The organism is Rhizobium lusitanum, from assembly GCF_014189535.1.
Taxonomy (GTDB): Bacteria; Pseudomonadota; Alphaproteobacteria; order Rhizobiales; family Rhizobiaceae; genus Rhizobium; species Rhizobium lusitanum_C.
In genome coordinates, this window is the sequence record NZ_CP050308.1 from 3,510,004 (window position 1) to 3,527,633 (window position 17,630).

Consider the following 17,630-nt stretch of genomic DNA (forward strand, 5'->3'; position numbering starts at 1 on the left):
GGGCTAGGCCCGCCTGTTTTTCTCGATTGTCAGCTGCGGAAACTCTTCGCTTCCCTTCGCCGTCAAATCGCCCGACGCCGGTTTGTCCCAACGAAAGCCAATGATCGCGCCCTTTTCCACCTGCTGGAACAGATTGTCCGAGATCACCGCCGAACCCGCGCCATCGACCACGGAGACGGCGCAGCCGATTGGCGTTTGGCGGATGATGTTGCCGGTGGCGACGAGGTTGCGGAGATAGGGACCCCAGCCCAGTTTCAGACCCCAGAGCGGGGCGTTCTCGATGATGTTCGAGGCAATCAGCGTATCGGCTTCGGCGGAGATACCGATGCCGAAACCGCTTTCCTGCGGATAGGGACCGGTCAGCGACAGGTTGCGGATGATATTGCCGGTGACGCTGGCAAGCCGGCCGCCCTTGTCGAAATTGGCGATCGCGATGCCATTCGCGGCACCATCGAGCAGATTGTTGCTGACGATCGCCCCTTCGAATTCGAACTCGCAGAAGATCGCCGTTTCGCCAGAGCGCAGGCATTGATTGCCTGTTATCTGCACGTTCGACGCTGAATTGGCCCTGACTGCGGTGAAGGCGCAATCGGCGATGCGGTTGCCGGAAATGAGGACGCCGCCGGCGCGGAAGATGTTGATACCGTTGCCGTTTTGGCCGGTGCCGCCGTCATTGGCGCTGATGCGAGCGATGCGATTGCCGGTGACGATGCTACCGTCCTCGCCCTTGTCCCAGCGGTGGATGAGGATGCCGCCATTGCCGCAATCCTCGACCGTATTGCCTGTTACCGTCAATCCGGCCGACTGGACGGAATAGAGGCCGGCATCGGCAGCGCCTGATATTCGGCTGCGCTCGATCCGCCCGCCGCAGCGTTCTAGTTGCAGTGCATGCTTCCGGCTGCCGGAGATCTCGCAATTGTCGATGAGCACCTCGCCGACGCCGGTAAATTGCAGCAGCCCGCCGGTATAGTCGGCAAGCCAGCGATTGCCGCCGTCGAGCACCAGGCCGGAGAGTTCGATGCGCTTGGCCTTGTCGGCGCTCATCAGGTGGCCGTCGCCGCTATAGATCAGCCGTGAAGCGCCGGGCACGCCGGTGATGCGCGTATTGTCCGGCAAGGTCAGGTTCGAGACATTGTAGTTTCCAGGCGGCAGGAAGAGAGGAGTGTTGTCCCGCGTGGCGCTGTCGATCATTGCCTGCAGCTTGCCGCTCCTGACATCGCTGGTGCCCGGCGTCGTCTTGTAGGCGATGGCGTCGATCGGCCCGCGCATTTCGGCGCCGGCGATCTTGGCGAGCGGCGCTGCAAAGACGCGTGGCGCAAGCAAGCCGGCCGTGGCCGAGGCGGCGATGTAGGCGATGAACGCGCGGCGCTGCTGCATCTTGAACTCCTGAACACATCTTCCCGAAGCAGAAAGCGTGCCACGCGCATCTGTGCCGATTTGATACGGAAATGCGCCGATAAGCCTTCTGCCTTATTCCTTCGTTTACCTCCGCGCCGACGCGGAAATAATCACGCGCCGCTCTGTGGACGACTCGCGAAGCGTGTTAGCCCTTCGCCATGCGGATCGCGGCCTTTCAACGTCTGGCATTGTTCGACGCCGTCGATGCGGTGGGCGACGTGCTTGCGCGCGATTTGGCATGGGCGGATAGCCAAGGCATCGATCTCGCTCTTTTCCCCGAATGCTATATTCAGGGGCACAGCTACAATGAGGCAATTGCCCGCCGCCGCGCACTCTCTCTCGATGACCCCGCCCTGATTGCCTTGGTCGACCGCTGCGCATCGGTAAGGACGACGGCGATCATCGGGCTTTTCGAGCGGCGAGGGGAGGCGATCTACAATAGCGCGATGGTCGTGAAAGCCGGCCGGATAGTTGGGGTCTATGCCAAGGCGCATCCGCTGGAAAGCGGCTGTACGCCAGGAACGGATTTCCCGATCTGGCCGTTGGACGACTGGCGCTTCGGCATCAATATCTGTGCCGATCTCAGATACCCCTACACGGCATCCCGGCTTGCCAGACAGGGCGCGGGCCTCATCTGCAATCCCATCAATCTGATGCTGCGGCCGCATAAGGCGGAGATGTGGCATAAGCCGGCCATCGCCGGCCTGCAGATATGCGCCAGGCATACGGGATGCTGGGTCATGGCATCGGACGTCGTCGGCAGCAACGAGGATGGCTGGCTGAGTTACGGCAGCAGCGCGATCGTCGATCCGAACGGCGTCGTCGTCGCCAAGGCGAAGCCCTATAGCGAGGATGTCCTGGTCTTCGACCTGCCCGATCAGCCGCCTGAGCGTGGATTCGGTCGAAAAGCATCGCTTATCGCTACATAATTGCGTAAATTACACTATCTTTTCTCTATGAGACCGGAGCAACTGCTTTATCCCGCCCCCGAAGGGCTGTTCTGTCCGATCGGCGGCTTCCATGTCGATCCGGTGCGGCCCGTCGAGCGGGCGTTGATCACGCATGGGCATTCCGATCATGCCCGCGCCGGCCATGCCCATGTGCTCGCCACCCGCCAGACCCTGGACATCATGCGGATACGCTACGGCAGCGGTTTCGCCGGATCCGAGCAGGCGGTCGGGTTCGACGAGGAAGTGATCATCAACGATGTGAAGGTGCGGTTCCATCCGGCAGGCCACGTGCTCGGTTCCGCGCAGATCGCGGTGGAGAAGGATGGGCTGCGCATCGTCGTCTCCGGCGACTACAAGCGGCGACCTGACCCGACTTGCGCGGCTTACGTGCCGGTCCCATGCGACGTCTTCATTACCGAGGCGACGTTTGGGCTGCCGGTCTTCCATCATCCCGACCCCATGGCGGAGACGGAAAAGCTGCTGGCGTCACTCCGGCAATTCCCGGAGCGCACCCATCTGGTCGGCGCCTATGCACTCGGCAAGGCACAGCGCGTCATCCGACTGTTGCGCGATGCCGGTTACGACAAGCCGATCTATATTCACGGCGCATTGGAGACCCTGTGCGGCTATTACGCCGGACAGGGCATTGCGCTCGGCGAGTTGTTGCCGGCGACCGTGGAAAGCCGGGACCAGTCGATCTTCAAGGGTGCCATCGTCGTTGGCCCGCCCTCCGCTTTCCAGGATCGCTGGGCGCGGCGGTTTCATGATCCCCTGCCGGCCTTTGCCTCGGGCTGGATGATGGTGCGCCAGCGCGCAAAGCAGCTCGGCGTCGAGCTGCCGCTGGTTATCTCCGATCATTGCGATTGGCCGGAGTTGACCGAGACGATCTCGGAGCTGATGCCGGGGGAGGTCTGGGTCACGCATGGGCGCGAGGAGGCCCTTGTGCGCTGGTGCGAATTACAGGGCATCACGGCCAAGCCGCTGCATCTGATCGGCTATGAAGATGAGGGCGACTGATGAAAGCTTTCGCTGATCTTCTCGACCGCCTGGTGCTGACGCCGAGCCGCAATGGCAAGCTGAAGCTGTTGACCGACTATTTCCGCGATACGCCGGACCCTGATCGCGGCTACGGACTTGCGGCAATTGCCGGCACGCTGGAAGTGCGCAACGTCAAGCCGGCGATGCTGCGTGAACTGGTGCTGGAGCGCATGGACGACGTGCTGTTCCGCTATTCCTACGATTATGTCGGCGATCTCGCCGAGACCATCTCGCTGGTCTGGGACAAGGAAAGCGATATCGTCCGCCCGCCCGGTGAGCAGCCCAGGCTCGGCGAGGTCGTGCGCCGCATGAATGCGCTGGGGCGTACCGAGGTACGCGGCTTCGTTCGCGATCTGCTGGACCAGCTGGACACATCGGGCCGCTTCGCCTTCATGAAGCTCGCGACCGGCGCATTGCGGATCGGCGTGTCGGCGCGGCTTGCCAAGCAGGCGCTGGCGGAGCTGAGCGGTAAGGACGTGACCGAGATCGAAACGCTGTGGCACGGGTTGCAGCCGCCCTATGAAAGCCTGTTCCAATGGCTGGAAGGCAGGGGAGACCGGCCGGTGCTGGCGACGCCGGCGATCTTTCATTCCGTCATGCTCGCCAATCCAGTCGAGCCGAGCGATCTCGCGGGGCTTGACCCGAAGGATTTTGCTGCCGAATGGAAATGGGACGGCATTCGCGTCCAGCTGTCGCGGGCGGGCGCGACGAGCAAACTTTATTCCCGCTCTGGCGACGACATCTCCGGCGCTTTCCCCGATATCGTCGATGCGATCAGCTTCGATGGCGTCGTCGACGGTGAGCTGCTGATCGGCGGCACCGTGCGCTCGAACAGTCCGACGCGCACATTCTCCGACCTGCAGCAGCGGCTGAACCGCAAGACGGTGACAGCGAAGATGCTGGAGGAGTATCCGGCCTTCATCCGCGCTTATGACTTGCTGTTCGACGGCGAAGAAGATGTGCGCGCTCGTGGTTTTCTCGACCGGCGCGAACGGCTGACGGAGATCGTTGAAGCGGCGCCCCACGATCGTTTCGATCTGTCGCCGCTGGTCGATTTTACGTCCTGGGAAGAGCTCGATCAGCTGCGTTCGTCTCCGCCCGATCCCGTCATCGAAGGCGTCATGATCAAGCGCCGCGACAGTGCCTATCTCGCTGGTCGCGCCAAGGGGCCGTGGTTCAAGTGGAAGCGCAATCCTTACAATGTCGATGCGGTGCTGATGTATGCCCAGCGCGGCCATGGCAAGCGCTCCAGCTATTATTCCGACTTCACCTTCGGCGTCTGGTCGATGACCCCGGAGGGTGAACAGCTCGTGCCGGTCGGCAAGGCCTATTTCGGTTTCACCGATGCCGAACTCGAAGTGCTCGACAAGTTCGTGCGCAACAATACGGTCGATCGTTTCGGTCCTGTGCGGGCGGTGCGGGCCGATCGCGATTTCGGCTTTGTCCTCGAAGTCGCCTTTGAAGGGATCAACCGTTCGACGCGGCATAAATCCGGCGTTGCCATGCGTTTTCCACGCATTTCCCGCCTTCGGCCAGAGAAGCCGCCCTATGAAGCCGACCGGCTGGAAACTTTGGTGGCGCTAATTGACGCCAAGGCTCCCGCGGTTGATGAATAGGCTAGGTTGATTCCTCACTACAAAGTGAATTGGCCTCGCCTTTCAACCGGTGCAGATATCGCTTCGCCGGGCATATTTGGACAGAGCATATGACATCGTCTGAAGAAAAAGTATTTCGCCCCAACCGTCGCATCGTTCTTGCCGGTCTCGCCGCAACTCTCCTGGCCCCCAATATCGCTAGAGCAACCGACACGAAGGTCCTTGAGGCCAAGGCGGCGGATGCCAAGGTTGCAGATCCCAAGGCTCCGGTCGCCGAAACGGCCGACGCCCCGGCCGATCCGCCCTTGCTGGCGGGCGACTATGCCAAGGAACGCCGCAAATTCCGCACCGATCTTTTAAGCAAGGGGCCGGCGCCCGACAAATACGAGCCGCTGGTCGCCCCTTCCGGCGCCGATCAGATCTTTTATCGCAGCGGGCTCGGCGGCGAACTTGAGCTGGTTGCCTGGGTGTCGCGCTACGAGCGCACGCCGAAGCCACGACCGGCGGTGCTGTTCCTGCATGGCGGCAACGCCATCGGCCAGGGCCACTGGTTGTCGATGAAAGGCTATATCGACGCCGGTTATGTCGTCATGATCCCGTCGATGCGCGGCGAAAATGGCCAGAAGGGAAATTTCTCCGGTTTCTACGATGAGGTGGCGGATGTGTTGGCCGCCTCCGATCGCCTGCGCCATCTGCCCGGCGTCGATCCGCATCGCCTGTTTCTTGCCGGTCACAGCGTTGGCGGCACGCTGGCGATGCTCACCGCGATGTCGACCAAGCGCTTCAGGGCGGTCACGCCGATTTCCGGCAATCCGGATGCCTTCGCGTTCTTCCACCGCTATCCCGAGGATATCCGCTTCAACGCCAAAAATCCGCGCGAATTCCAGATGCGCTCGCCGCTCTGCTATGCGCATAGCTTCAAGTGTCCGGTGAAGGTGATGCACGGCACCGAAGAGGTCCATTTCGACACCCGCGTCGGCCTGCTTGCCAAGCGCGCGATTGCCGGCGGCGTGAAGATCGAGGTTGCGACCGTTCAGGGCAATCACACCTCGGCCTTGCCGGCGGAAATCGAACAGAGCATCCAGTTCTTCAAGAGCGTGGCGGCGTAAGCCGTCACCTCATCAATCGATCGACCAGCGCGCCTGCCGCTTCGGCGATCACCGTGCCCGGCGGGAAGATCGCGTCGGCGCCGGCGGCTTCCAGTGCGGCGAAATCCTGTGGCGGGATGACACCGCCGACGGCGATGAGGACGCGGCCGGCATGGCGGCGGCTGAGCGCCTCCTTCAATTCTGGCACCAGCGTCAGATGGCCGGCGGCGAGCGATGAGGCGCCGATGATATCGACGCCTTCGCGCACGGCGACATCGGCCACTTCCTCCGGCGTCTGGAACATCGCGCCGACGACGACGTCGAAGCCGAGATCGGCAAATGCGGTGGCGATCACCTTCTGACCGCGATCATGGCCGTCCTGACCCATCTTGGCGACAAGGATACGGGGTTTTTCGCCACGCGCCTTGCGGTAGGCCTCAACCTTGGCAATGGCCTTGTTGAAGACCGGATCGGCCGTGCCGACTTCCTTGCGATAGACGCCGGAGATGGTCCTGATCTCGGCGACATGCCTTCCATAGGCCTTTTCCAACGCCAGCGAAATCTCGCCGACCGTCGCCCGCGCTCGCGCCGCCTTGATGGCGAAATCGAGCAGGTTGCCGGTGCCGTTGCGGGCGGCGTCGGTCAGCGTATCCAAAGCGCTCTCCACAGCCGCGGTCTCGCGGGTGCCCTTCAATTGCTGCAGTTTCGAGAGCTGCCGGGCGCGGACTTCGGAATTGTCGACTTTCAGCACATCGACCTCGATGTCCTGTTCCGGCCGTGAGAAATTGATGCCGACGAGGGTCTGGTGACCGCTGTCGATGCGCGCCTGCGTGCGGGCGGCGGCCTCTTCGATGCGGAGCTTCGGAATGCCCTTTTCGATTGCCTTCGCCATGCCGCCGAGCGCCTCGACCTCTTCGATATGGGTGAGGGCGCGGGCCGCCAGATCGTGGGTCAGCCGCTCGACATAGGCCGAGCCGCCCCAGGGGTCGATGATATCGGTCGTGCCGGATTCTTTCTGCAGCAGGATCTGTGTGTTGCGGGCGATGCGGGCCGAATGGTCGGTCGGGAGCGCCAGCGCCTCGTCGAAGGAGTTGGTGTGTAACGATTGCGTATGGCCCTGCGTCGCCGCCATGGCCTCGACCATGGTGCGGATGATGTTGTTCATCGGGTCCTGCGCCGTTAGCGACCAGCCGGATGTCTGGCTGTGGGTGCGCAGCGCCAGCGATTTCTGGTCCTTCGGCGCAAAGTTCTTCCGCATCAACGCTGCCCAGATCAGCCGTGCGGCACGCATCTTGGCGACTTCCATGAAGAAGTTCATGCCAACAGCCCAGAAGAAGGAGAGGCGTGGCGCAAAACTGTCGATATCGAGGCCTGCGGCGACGCCTGCGCGGGCATATTCGATGCCGTCGGCGATCGTATAGGCCAGCTCTAGATCCGCCGTCGCGCCGGCCTCTTGCATATGGTAGCCGGAGATCGAGATCGAATTGAATTTCGGCATGCGCTGGCTGGTGTAGCTGAAAATGTCAGAGACGATCCGCATCGAGGGCTGCGGCGGATAGATATAGGTGTTGCGGACCATGAACTCCTTGAGGATGTCGTTCTGGATCGTGCCCGACAATTTATCCTCGGAAACGCCCTGTTCCTCCGCCGCGACGATATAGAGCGCCATGACCGGCAGCACCGCGCCGTTCATGGTCATCGACACGCTCATTTCATCGAGCGGGATGGCATCGAAGAGCTGGCGCATATCGAGGATGGAATCGATCGCCACGCCCGCCATACCGACATCGCCGGCGACGCGCGGATGGTCGCTGTCATAGCCGCGATGGGTGGCGAGATCGAAGGCGACGGAGAGTCCCTTCTGGCCGGCCGCGAGATTGCGGCGGTAGAAGGCGTTCGATTCCTCGGCGGTCGAGAAACCGGCATATTGGCGGATGGTCCAGGGTTGCTGGACATACATGGTCGGATAGGGGCCGCGCAGGAAGGGGGCGGCACCGGGATAGGTGTCGAGGAAGTTCAGGTCGGCAAGATCGGCCGCGTCATAGGCGCGCTTGACGGCGATGCCTTCCGGGGTTTGCCAGGCGGGGGCATCGGTTTGCGGCGCCTCGGTTTGGGGCTTTGTCCAGGGGATGGTGGTGAAGTCGGGGATAGGGGTCATGGGGCCGAGGTCTCCGCGTATGCCGGGCCTGCGTACCCCCCCTCCGTCACTTCGTGACATCTCCCCCCACAAGGGGGGAGATCGTTTGGAGTTTGCCGCCCGTTTCAGCAAAGCAACTCCGTAAGGTATCAACAGATAGGATGCTTGTTTGGAGCGGGATGGCCCCGCGAGTTAACAATCTCCCCCTTGTGGGGGAGATGTCGCGAAGGCGACAGAGGGGGGGTACTGCACTCTCCGCAAACTCCATAGCCATCTTCATACCTCCACCTCATCCAGCCGCACTGGCCTCAACCCCATACCTCCAGCAACAGAACCAAGCGCTCCCAAAACCACAACCGGCCGCTCCGTCTTTGTCGCAAACAATGTCGTCCCCACGATTGGCTTCGCCACGCGGCTTACGCGTGCTTCGGCCACCATCGCCGCCAGCTGGCCGCTGGTGATAATCGTCGCCAACCCGCCGTCACGTTCGATACCGACAAAGATCTCCCATGCCTTTTCCGCCAGCGCTTCCGTCAGCGCCTCGATGCCGCCCGCGCCTGCGGCGGGATCGATGACGTGATCGAGGTGGCTTTCGGCGACCAGGACGGTCTGCGTGTTGCGCGCCAGCCGTCGCGCCAGCGGGTCCGGGATGCCGTGGGTAAGGGTATGCGGCAATACAGAAACCTCGTCGGCGCCACCGGTGCCGGCGGCGAAGACGGCGATGGTGTTGCGCAGGATGTTGGTTTCCGGATCGAGCCGGGTGAGCATGCGGTAGCTCGTTTCCATGAAGAGATGGGTCGCCGGCGGATTGGAAGCGCCGCAGGCCTCAGCGATGCGCGCGAAAAGCATTCGCGCCGCGCGGGCTTTCGCCATGGTGACGAACTGGTTCTGATCGGCCGAAAGGCAGATGCTTGTGGCCCGCAGGATCGTCTCCGCTGCGAAGCCTGCCTGTTCCAGCAACCGCAAATGGCCGACGAGGGAGGCGGCAACGACGGCCAGTTCCTGCGCTTCCGTGCCGCCGGCATTGTGCACGGCGCGGCCATCGGCGTTGAGGATCGTGCCGGCACCTCCGGTATCAAACAGGCGCTTGAAGCTGTCTGCCACCACGTTGGTCGAACTGCCCGACGTGAAGATGTCGAGACCGGTATGCAGGGTCTCGAGCTTGGAAGAGTTGGCAAGGGCCTCGGCAAAGGCCGGAGAAAAACCGTCCAGGCGCAGCGAGATATGCTTGCCCGCAAGCGCGGTCGCCAATCTCGCCGCTAGTCCACCTGTTTCCTGATCAATGCCTATGCCAAAGGCTGATGGACTGGCTTTCGATAGGAGATGGGCACCGTCGGCGCCATTGGCGAGATCCGCGTCGAGTTGCGTGAAAGCACGTTCGATGTCCGGGTCGTCCATGCGCTGGGTGATCGTCCAGGGGACGTCGATCCGGCCGCGGGGCAGTGGGGTGGCGTCGGGGCGGCGGGCGTAGAGCGGTTGGATTTCGATGCCGTCATCGGTGCGCGATACCAGTGCCTCCTCGAAGTCGGCCCCCTTCAGCGCCCGGTTCACCAACTTGAGCCAGGCATCCCGGTCTACCGGCGCAAAAAGGTTCGGGTCGAGACTGTCGATATTCATGCGATCCTCCGTCTCGCAATGGTCTAACCCAAGCCAGGGCGAGGGAAAACAGGAGTTTGATCTATCGGCGCAATATCTTTGCATCCGACGCCAGCCTCGCGCCAGCCGGGCCGGTCATCATGCGGCTCACTGATCCGTATTCCAACTGGTTCCCGATGATGGCCGATCTTTTGCCCGTTTCCCGCCTCCTGCCTGCCATAGCGGCTCTTGCTATGCTGTCCGCGTGCAGCATCGTTCCCGATACGGGTGCGACTGATCCCGACCGGTTCGTGCAGGAGACATCGCCGGTCTTCTACCGGCCCGAAGGCATCGATCCGCAGAAGGTGAAGCGCCTGCCGGTGCAGCCGGTGCCGCAATCACGTGATCTCTTCCGCACGCAATTCCACCAGACCTATGGCCTGCCGACCTTCAATCCCGTGCATCAGGCCATGTATGCGCAGGCGAGCGAGGATGATTTCACGCTGCCGGCCATCCCCTATAAGCGCATCGATCCGCAGTTCCTGCGTCAGGAGGTGGATTACCGGACCAATGAAAGGCCGGGAACGATCGTCGTCGATACCCGGAGCCACTATCTTTATTTCATCGAGCCGGGTGGCCGCGCCATGCGCTATGGCGTAGGCCTTGGTGCCGCTGGCTATGCCTGGCATGGCAGGGGCATGATCCAGTGGAAAGCGAAATGGCCGCGCTGGACGCCGCCAGCTGAAATGGTGGCGCGCGAACCGCAGATCAGGCCGATTTCGGCCGAGCGCGGCGGCATGAATCCGGGGCCGACCAATCCGCTCGGCGCGCGGGCGCTTTATATTTTCAAGGACGGCAAGGACACGCTTTATCGTGTCCATGGGACGCCGGATTGGCAGTCGATCGGCAAGGCAGCGTCGTCGGGTTGCGTGCGCATGCTGAACCAGGATGTGATCGATCTCTACAATCGGGTGCCCGATAAAGCGGAAATTGTCGTTTTATAACGACAGTTTATAACAAATTTTCGTGATGTTGCATAAGTGCGATAGCCGTACTCGTTTGCGCTCTTTAGTTTTGCTCCTGTCTCTGCGAATCTCGTGGGAAGCCGAATCAGTTATGTTGTCATCGGTTCTTGCTTCCCTTCCAACAGGAATGATGCTGTCGACATGAGCCTGCCCCCTTCTTTTTCCCGACGAAATTTCCTCGCTTTCGCTGGTATCGGCGCCGTTTCGACGCTCGCCGGCTGCGCTTCCACGGTCGAAAGCGGCCCTGTCGTCAGCCCGGTGCAGTACACCGGCGCTCCGGCCTCTCGACCCTTCCGTAGCTGGTTCTCCAGTTATGGTGGCGAACAACCGGATCCGGCCGTGATGTACGCGGCCGTGGAGGATGGCGGATTTATCATTCCGCCTGTGCCCTACCAGCAGATCGATCCGCAATTCTATCGTCAGCGCGTTGCCGACCCAACCGGTGAAGCGCCGGGCACCGTCGTCGTTAATACGCGCGAGCGCCACCTGTACGTTACCGAAGCGGGCGGCACCGCGATGCGCTATGGCATTGGCGTCGGTCGTGAGGGCTTTGCCTGGCAGGGCCGCGGCATCATCCAGTGGCGCAAGAAGTGGCCGCGCTGGAACCCGCCGAACGAAATGGTCGCCCGCCAGCCGGAACTGGTCAAGTTTTCCATCGCCAATGGCGGCATGGATCCTGGCCTGAAGAACCCGCTCGGCGCCCGCGCGCTCTATATCTTCGAGGACAATCAGGATTCGCTTTATCGCCTGCACGGTAATCCGGATTGGCGCTCCATCGGCAAGGCCGTTTCCTCAGGCTGTGTCCGTCTGCTGAACCAGGATGTCATCGATCTCTACGATCGCGTGCCGGAACGCGCGCCGATCCTGGTAACGCAGGCCTAAGCTTGCAGAGCTTTTCGACAGGGCGGGTTTGGCGGCTTTCATTCAGCCGTCAAATTCGCCCTTAGTCGTTGCAGCCGGTCGCGCAGGCTGGCCATTTCATCCATGTCGCAGCCGGTGGCTTCGCCGATGGAGGCCATGATGGTGCTGACCTGGCATTTCATGCCGGCGCCCTTTTCCGTCAATGAAACGATCACCTGCCGTTCGTCCTTCGGATCGCGCACACGGCCGATCAGGCTGGCCTGTTCCAGACGCTTCAACAGCGGCGACAGCGTGCCCGAGTCGAGATCGAGCTGCTCGCCGATGGTCTTGACCGGCAGGCAGCCTTTTTCCCAGAGCACCAGCATCACCAGATATTGCGGATAGGTCAGGCCGACACGCTCGAGGATCGGCTTGTAGGCGCGATTGAAGGCATGTGCGGTGGCGTAGACTGCAAAACAAAGCTGCCGCTCCAGCCGCTTTTCCTCATCCGGGATTGCTTGCCCCTGCACCTTGTCTGTCATCGCTGCTCCACCATTTTGTTGTTAGTGTCATTGTCACAGGTTCATTTTTTAAAATCAAATCGCAAAAATATGTTGTACACGATTAAATATTGCGATATATAAAATCCATCCAACCCGCAAAGGAGATCCCACATGCCTATTCTCTACACGACCAAAGCTTCTGCCACCGGCGGCCGCGCTGGCCATGCTGTTTCCGAAAACGGCGTCCTCGACGTCACGTTGACCGTGCCGAAGGAGCTCGGTGGGGATGGCGCCACCGGCACCAATCCCGAACAGCTCTTCGCTGCCGGCTATTCCGCCTGCTTCCTCGGCGCGCTGAAGTTTGTCGCCGGCCAGCAGAAGGTCAAGATTCCGGAAGGCGCCAAGGTGACCGCAACGGTCGGCGTCGGTCCGCGTGAAGATGGCGGCGGTTTCGGCATCGAAGTGGCCCTGTCGGTTCACATTCCGGGCCTGGACAAGGCTGAGGCTGAAAAGCTCGTTGCCGCTGCCCACATCGTTTGCCCTTACAGCCATGCCCTGCGCACCTCGACCGAAGTGCCGGTCACGGTTGCCTGAGAATAGGCTTCACCTTCGCACTTGCTGACGGAGCGGAGGGTACAAAAAGAGGCGACACGCTTTTCGGCGTGTCGCCTCTTTTTCTTTGCAAGAAAGTTGCTATATATTTTCTTGAGAAAGGATTTCGTCATGGCAAATGTTCAAGCGATACATCATGCAATCCCCGGTGAGGCTCTGGTCATCACCAAGGCGGCCGTCAATGCCGCAGAGCGGCTGGGATTGAATGCACGCATACTCGCTGATGTCATCGGCGTTTCGGAGGCGACGGTATCGCGTATGAAACGGCGGGACCATCTGCTGGAACGCCACAGTAAGCCGTTCGAGCTCGCCGTCCTCTTCGTGCGCCTCTTCCGCTCTCTTGACGCGATCGTCGGCGGCGACGAGGCCGTGGCACGGCAATGGCTGCGCAATTCCAATCTCGCCTTCAGCGCAACGCCGCTTGAAAAGATTACTTCCATTTCCGGATTGACCGATGTCCTTGCATACTTGGACGCCCGCCGAGCTCTCGTCTGAGGCCCGGCCGATTTCCGGCCGCTATTGGCGGCTGGTGGAGGCGCAGCATCAAGTCTCGACATTGAAGCTGGTCGACACGCTGGAGGAACAGGCGCTTCTCGAGACCCTTCTGGAAGAGAGCAAGCCGGCTTTGCCGCCGGAATGCGCCGGGCTGGATTATCTGCTGGCCACGCCCTTTCGCTACGGCGCGATCTATCCCCATGGCTCGCGCTTCCGGCGGGCAGGGCGGACGTTGGGCGTCTTCTATGCGTCCGAACAGATCGAAACAGCGCTGGCGGAAATGAGCTTCTACCGGCTGCTTTTCTTCAGCGATTCCCCGCAAACGCCGTTGCCAGCCAACGCGGCGGAATACACCGCCTTCGCCGCTGCGATTGCGACTGAACAGGCGATTGATCTGACGCTCCCGCCATTGGAGCGCAATCGCGAAGCCTGGGCCGATCCTGTCAATTACGAAGCTTGCCAGTCGCTCGCCGATGCCGCGCGGGCAGGGAGCGTCGACGCGATCCTCTACCAGTCCGTCCGTGATCCCAAGGGCGGCAAGAATATCGCGCTTCTGACCGCCCGCGCCTTCGCTGCGCGCGAGCCTGTCGAGCGTCAGACCTGGCGCATCCGGCTATCGCCAACCGGCGTACAGGCACTTTGCGAGTTTCCTAAAGCCCGTCTCGGCTTCACGCGCAACGATTTCGGCGACGATCCGCGTATGCGGGAATAGCGGTCAGGCCAGCGTCAGCAGGTCCCGCCGCAATCCATCGCCGTTACCATTCGGCAATCGCTGTTCCACCTCGGCATGCGTCGCCTCCCAGATCGGCACCGCGGCGGCCAGCACCGCCTTGCCTGACGGCGTCAGGCTAAGCAGCCGGGCGCGGTGATCCCTAGGATTGGGAAGAACGCTCACCCAGCCCCGCCGCTCCAGCGGCTTTAAGGCCGCTGTCAGCGTCGTCTGGTCTATTGCGAGCAGGGTCGCGACCGGTTCCATGGGCGCGGGCTGCTGCCTGTTCAGGGACATCATCAGGGAAAACTGGCCGTTGGTAAGCCCGAGCAGCCGTCACGACGAATATGAAGACGCCTCCAAGGCGCAATCCTGCTGTCACTGAAGCGTGGGAGATTAGCTGCACGAGGTCGCGGCCGCAGGCCAGAGGGAACAAAGATCCGGAGCGCCGTGTTTAGGACTATGGATAGGGCTTGCCAGCCGTGCGAGAGCCGGAGGCAGCCCGTGTAGCCAATCACCGCCGCAAGCAATAGGGAGAGAGACAATGGCTGCTGCGAAAGGATATTTTGTCTGGTACGAGCTGATGACCACCGACATGGCGGCGGCGGAAGCCTTCTACCGTAAGGTCGTCGGCTGGGACGCGCAGGATGCTGGCATGCCGGAAATCGAGATGGCCTATACTTTGTTCAGCGCCGGTGCGGGCCCGATCGCCGGATTGATGATCCTGCCGGACGAGGCCAAGGCCATGGGCACGCCGCCCTGCTGGACCGGCTATGTCAGCGTGCCCAATGTCGACGAGGCAGCCAAGACGATCCTGGCCAAAGGCGGCAGGGTCTATCGCGAGCCGGCGGACATTCCGAGTGTCGGTCGTTTCGCCGTTGTCGGCGATCCCTATGGCGCTGCCTTTTGCCTGTTCACACCGTTGCCGGGGCAGGACTGGGAGGCGCCGGCACCCAACGCGCCCGGCTATGTCGGCTGGCACGAGCTTTATGCCGGCGACGGCCCGAAGGCATTCGATTTCTATTGCGATATGTTCGGCTGGGAATGGAGTTCCGATTTCGACATGGGGCCGATGGGCCAATACAAGATTTTCAAGATCGACGGCCGTGACTTCGGCGGCATCATGACGAAGACGGCCGAGATGCCCGTGCCAGCCTGGAACTTCTACTTCAACGTTCCGGCAATCGACGCTGCTGTGGACCGCGTCAACGAAGCCGGCGGTAAGATCGTCAACGGCCCGATGGAAGTCCCGGGCGGCGGCTGGATCGTTCAGGCTACCGACCCGCAAGGAGCGTTCTTCTCGCTCGTTGCGCCGGGGCGGTGATTTCTACCCTCCCCTTGAGGGGGGAGGGTCGGCCCGAAGGGCCGGGGTGGGGTGATCTCCGTGTTTGCGGCATGTCACCCCCCACCCGCGGCTTCGCCGCGACCTCCCCCCTCAAGGGGGAGGTGCTAGTCTACCGCTTCAGGCTTCCCAGGATCCCGCGTACCAGCGCCCGGCCGACCTGCGTCGCGACCGTGCGGGCCATGCTTTTCATCGTTGCTTCCAGGATCGTCTCGCGCTGGTAGCCGGAGCGGCCGCGGGCTGCCGGTTTGCTGTCACCGCCGCCGAAGCCGGGAAGTGTCCAGCCGCCGGTGCTGTCTCCATCTTCCTTGGTCGCCGCCTGTTCGGCTGCCTTGCCCGCGCGCGCGGCGAGGATCTCGTAGGCGGATTCGCGGTCTAGGGTCTCGTCATAGAGGCCAGAGACAGGGCTGGCATTGATGATGGTCTGGCGCTCGGCATCGGTCAGGGGACCGATGCGGCCGGACGGCGGACGGATCAAGGTGCGCTCGACGATCGAGGGCGCGCCCTTGCCTTCGAGCATGGAGACCAGCGCCTCGCCGGTGCCGAGCGTTGTGATGACGTCGGCGGTCTTGAAGGCCGGGTTGGGACGGAAGGTGTCGGCCGCCGTCTGCACGGCCTTCTGTTCGCGCGGCGTATAGGCGCGCAGCGCATGCTGCACGCGGTTGCCGAGCTGGGCGAGCACGGTTTCCGGCACGTCGAGAGGGTTCTGGGTGACAAAATAGACGCCGACGCCCTTGGAACGGATCAGGCGCACGACCTGCTCGACGCGCTCGATCAGTACTTTCGGCGCATCATTGAAGAGCAGATGCGCCTCGTCGAAGAAGAACACCAGCCTCGGCTTTTCCGGATCGCCGACTTCCGGAAGCTCCTCGAAGAGTTCGGAGAGCAGCCAGAGCAGGAAGGTGGCGTAGAGGCGCGGGTTCATCATCAGCTTGTCGGCGGCAAGCACGGATACCTGCCCGTAGCCATTGTTGTTGACGCGCATGATGTCGGAGATTTTCAGCGCCGGCTCACCGAAGAAATTCGCCGCCCCTTGCTGTTCCAGCACTAAAAGCGACCGCTGCAGCGAGCCGACGGAGGTTTTCGAGATCAGGCCGTATTTGCTGGAAAGCTCGCTGGCATTTTCGCCCATGTAGTTCAGGAGCGCCTGGAAATCCTTGAGGTCGAGCAGCGCCAGGCCATTTTCGTCGGCGATCTTGAAGGCGATGTTGAGCACGCCTTCCTGCGCCTCCGAGGCATCCATCAGCCGGGACAACAGCAGCGGTCCCATCTCGGCGATGGTGGCGCGCACGCGATGGCCCTTTTCACCGTAGATATCCCAGAAGATCACCGGAAACTGCTCGAATTCGTAAGGGGATAGGTCGACGTCCTCGGCGCGCTTCAAAAGGAAATCCTTTGGTTCGCCCTTGGCGGCGATGCCGGAGAGATCGCCCTTGATGTCGGCGCAGAAGACCGGTACGCCGGCCTTGGAAAAGCCTTCCGCCAACACCTGCAGGGTCACCGTCTTGCCCGTGCCCGTCGCGCCGGTGATGAGACCATGGCGATTGCCGAATTTAAGCGTCAGATATTCGCTCTTGTTGACACTGTCGTCCGGCTTACGGCTGGCGCCAACGAAAATCTGTCCATCTTGCTGCGGCATGAGGTGTCGTCTCCCTGTGGGCGGCGGCACGGCAACTCCGAGGAGGCTGCCAGGGCCGGTTCATCGATTTGTCCTGAAGCTGTTATAAGAACAGAGTTGCGTGGGGACAACCAGTCGCGTCATGGTTATGCTTCTGGTACTATAGAGATATTCAGTACGGCTTGTGCCGATTGTTTCATTCAGTTACGTTGACGTTAACGTCGGAAATAACAGGCAGGAGGCCACAGTGAACGAAGTTATTGATCAAATTGCAGCGAAAGCCGGCATTGCCCCCGATGTCGCGGAGAAGGCCGTCGGTACGATTCTTGGCTTCCTGCAGCGCGAAGCTCCGGATGGTCCGGTCACGAAGATGATTGCAGCTATTCCGGGTGCAACTGATCTGGTGGCACAATATGGCAGCGAAGAAGCCTCCGGTGGCGGCGGCCTGCTTGGCGGCCTCCTGAGCGCGGTCGGCGGTGGCGGCGGTATCATGGCGCTTGGCCAGCAGCTGATGAGCAGCGGCCTCAGCATGGGTGAGGTCACCTCGCTCGCCAAGGCAACCATTGAAGCTGCCCGCGAACATGCAGGCAACGACGTTGTCGACAAGGTGGTTGGCTCCGTGCCGGGGTTGAGCCAGTTCGTGTAATCTGCTGTTATTCGTGACAAGCGCCCCGCGGTTCATCTGCGGGGTTTTTCGTTTTGTCA

General features: G+C 61.8%; 16 protein-coding genes and 1 pseudogene. 11 read left to right on the forward strand and 6 right to left on the reverse strand.

Annotated elements, in window-relative coordinates; all coding sequences use genetic code 11:
- Positions 1-3: 3 nt before the first annotated feature.
- On the reverse strand, positions 4-1,377 hold the full coding sequence (locus HB780_RS30700; RefSeq protein WP_183691965.1) for a TIGR03808 family TAT-translocated repetitive protein: 1,374 nt from the start codon (positions 1,375-1,377) through the stop codon (positions 4-6).
- 179 nt (positions 1,378-1,556) lie between these two features.
- Here HB780_RS30700 and HB780_RS30705 point away from each other — a divergent pair, with 179 nt between their 5' ends.
- The 4 genes from HB780_RS30705 to HB780_RS30720 all read left to right on the forward strand — a co-directional run bounded on the left by HB780_RS30705 (position 1,557) and on the right by HB780_RS30720 (position 6,090).
- The gene (locus tag HB780_RS30705; RefSeq protein WP_183691967.1) at positions 1,557-2,327 is read left to right on the forward strand and encodes a carbon-nitrogen hydrolase family protein; all 771 of its coding nucleotides are present in this window, start codon (positions 1,557-1,559) and stop codon (positions 2,325-2,327) included.
- Between the two features lie 27 nt (positions 2,328-2,354).
- Positions 2,355-3,365, forward strand: coding sequence for a ligase-associated DNA damage response exonuclease (locus HB780_RS30710; RefSeq protein WP_183691969.1), 1,011 nt, complete (start codon positions 2,355-2,357; stop codon positions 3,363-3,365).
- Positions 3,365-5,002, forward strand: a complete 1,638-nt coding sequence (locus tag HB780_RS30715) for a cisplatin damage response ATP-dependent DNA ligase (protein WP_183691971.1) — start codon at positions 3,365-3,367, stop codon at positions 5,000-5,002. The genes HB780_RS30710 and HB780_RS30715 overlap by 1 nt, the downstream gene beginning before the upstream one ends.
- An 89-nt stretch (positions 5,003-5,091) precedes the next feature.
- A complete protein-coding gene (locus HB780_RS30720; protein WP_183691973.1) occupies positions 5,092-6,090 on the forward strand; it encodes an alpha/beta hydrolase family protein in 999 nt (332 codons plus the stop codon).
- 4 nt (positions 6,091-6,094) lie between these two features.
- On the opposite strand, the gene scpA is transcribed toward HB780_RS30720, so the two are convergent.
- Positions 6,095-8,227 carry a methylmalonyl-CoA mutase gene (gene scpA, locus HB780_RS30725; RefSeq protein ID WP_183691975.1) on the reverse strand — a complete coding sequence of 711 codons (2,133 nt, stop codon included), beginning with the start codon at positions 8,225-8,227 and terminating at the stop codon, positions 6,095-6,097.
- Positions 8,228-8,482: 255 nt separating this feature from the next.
- Positions 8,483-9,823 carry a methylmalonyl-CoA mutase family protein gene (locus HB780_RS30730; RefSeq protein WP_183691977.1) on the reverse strand — a complete coding sequence of 447 codons (1,341 nt, stop codon included), beginning with the start codon at positions 9,821-9,823 and terminating at the stop codon, positions 8,483-8,485.
- A gap of 158 nt (positions 9,824-9,981) precedes the next feature.
- Here HB780_RS30730 and HB780_RS30735 point away from each other — a divergent pair, with 158 nt between their 5' ends.
- Together HB780_RS30735 and HB780_RS30740 are read left to right on the forward strand one after the other, a co-directional pair.
- Positions 9,982-10,785, forward strand: coding sequence for a L,D-transpeptidase (locus HB780_RS30735; RefSeq protein ID WP_183697649.1), 804 nt, complete (start codon positions 9,982-9,984; stop codon positions 10,783-10,785).
- 162 nt (positions 10,786-10,947) lie between these two features.
- A complete protein-coding gene (locus HB780_RS30740) occupies positions 10,948-11,688 on the forward strand; it encodes a L,D-transpeptidase (RefSeq protein WP_183691980.1) in 741 nt (246 codons plus the stop codon).
- A 38-nt stretch (positions 11,689-11,726) separates the two neighbouring features.
- Here the strand turns inward: HB780_RS30740 and HB780_RS30745 are convergent, their stop codons facing one another.
- Positions 11,727-12,188 carry a MarR family winged helix-turn-helix transcriptional regulator gene (locus HB780_RS30745; RefSeq protein ID WP_183691982.1) on the reverse strand — a complete coding sequence of 154 codons (462 nt, stop codon included), beginning with the start codon at positions 12,186-12,188 and terminating at the stop codon, positions 11,727-11,729.
- A gap of 132 nt (positions 12,189-12,320) precedes the next feature.
- On the opposite strand from HB780_RS30745, the gene HB780_RS30750 reads away from it, so the two are divergent.
- From HB780_RS30750 to HB780_RS30760, 3 genes are all read left to right on the forward strand, one after another.
- A complete protein-coding gene (locus tag HB780_RS30750; protein WP_183691983.1) occupies positions 12,321-12,743 on the forward strand; it encodes an organic hydroperoxide resistance protein in 423 nt (140 codons plus the stop codon).
- Positions 12,744-12,872: 129 nt separating this feature from the next.
- Positions 12,873-13,256, forward strand: a complete 384-nt coding sequence (locus tag HB780_RS30755; RefSeq protein WP_183691985.1) for an MbcA/ParS/Xre antitoxin family protein — start codon at positions 12,873-12,875, stop codon at positions 13,254-13,256.
- Entirely contained in the window at positions 13,216-13,968 is a 753-nt protein-coding gene (locus HB780_RS30760; RefSeq protein ID WP_183691987.1) for an RES family NAD+ phosphorylase, read from the forward strand. The genes HB780_RS30755 and HB780_RS30760 overlap by 41 nt, the downstream gene beginning before the upstream one ends.
- A 3-nt stretch (positions 13,969-13,971) precedes the next feature.
- Here the strand turns inward: HB780_RS30760 and HB780_RS30765 are convergent.
- Positions 13,972-14,301 (reverse strand): annotated as a pseudogene (locus HB780_RS30765) (MarR family transcriptional regulator); the annotation flags it as partial.
- Positions 14,302-14,509: 208 nt separating this feature from the next.
- Here HB780_RS30765 and HB780_RS30770 point away from each other — a divergent pair.
- The gene (locus HB780_RS30770) at positions 14,510-15,289 is read left to right on the forward strand and encodes a VOC family protein (protein WP_183691989.1); all 780 of its coding nucleotides are present in this window, start codon (positions 14,510-14,512) and stop codon (positions 15,287-15,289) included.
- 130 nt (positions 15,290-15,419) lie between these two features.
- Here the strand turns inward: HB780_RS30770 and HB780_RS30775 are convergent, their stop codons facing one another.
- Positions 15,420-16,946, reverse strand: a complete 1,527-nt coding sequence (locus tag HB780_RS30775) for a helicase HerA-like C-terminal domain-containing protein (RefSeq protein WP_183691991.1) — start codon at positions 16,944-16,946, stop codon at positions 15,420-15,422.
- 226 nt (positions 16,947-17,172) lie between these two features.
- Here HB780_RS30775 and HB780_RS30780 point away from each other — a divergent pair, with 226 nt between their 5' ends.
- Entirely contained in the window at positions 17,173-17,571 is a 399-nt protein-coding gene (locus HB780_RS30780) for a hypothetical protein (protein WP_183691993.1), read from the forward strand.
- Positions 17,572-17,630: the final 59 nt, after the last annotated feature.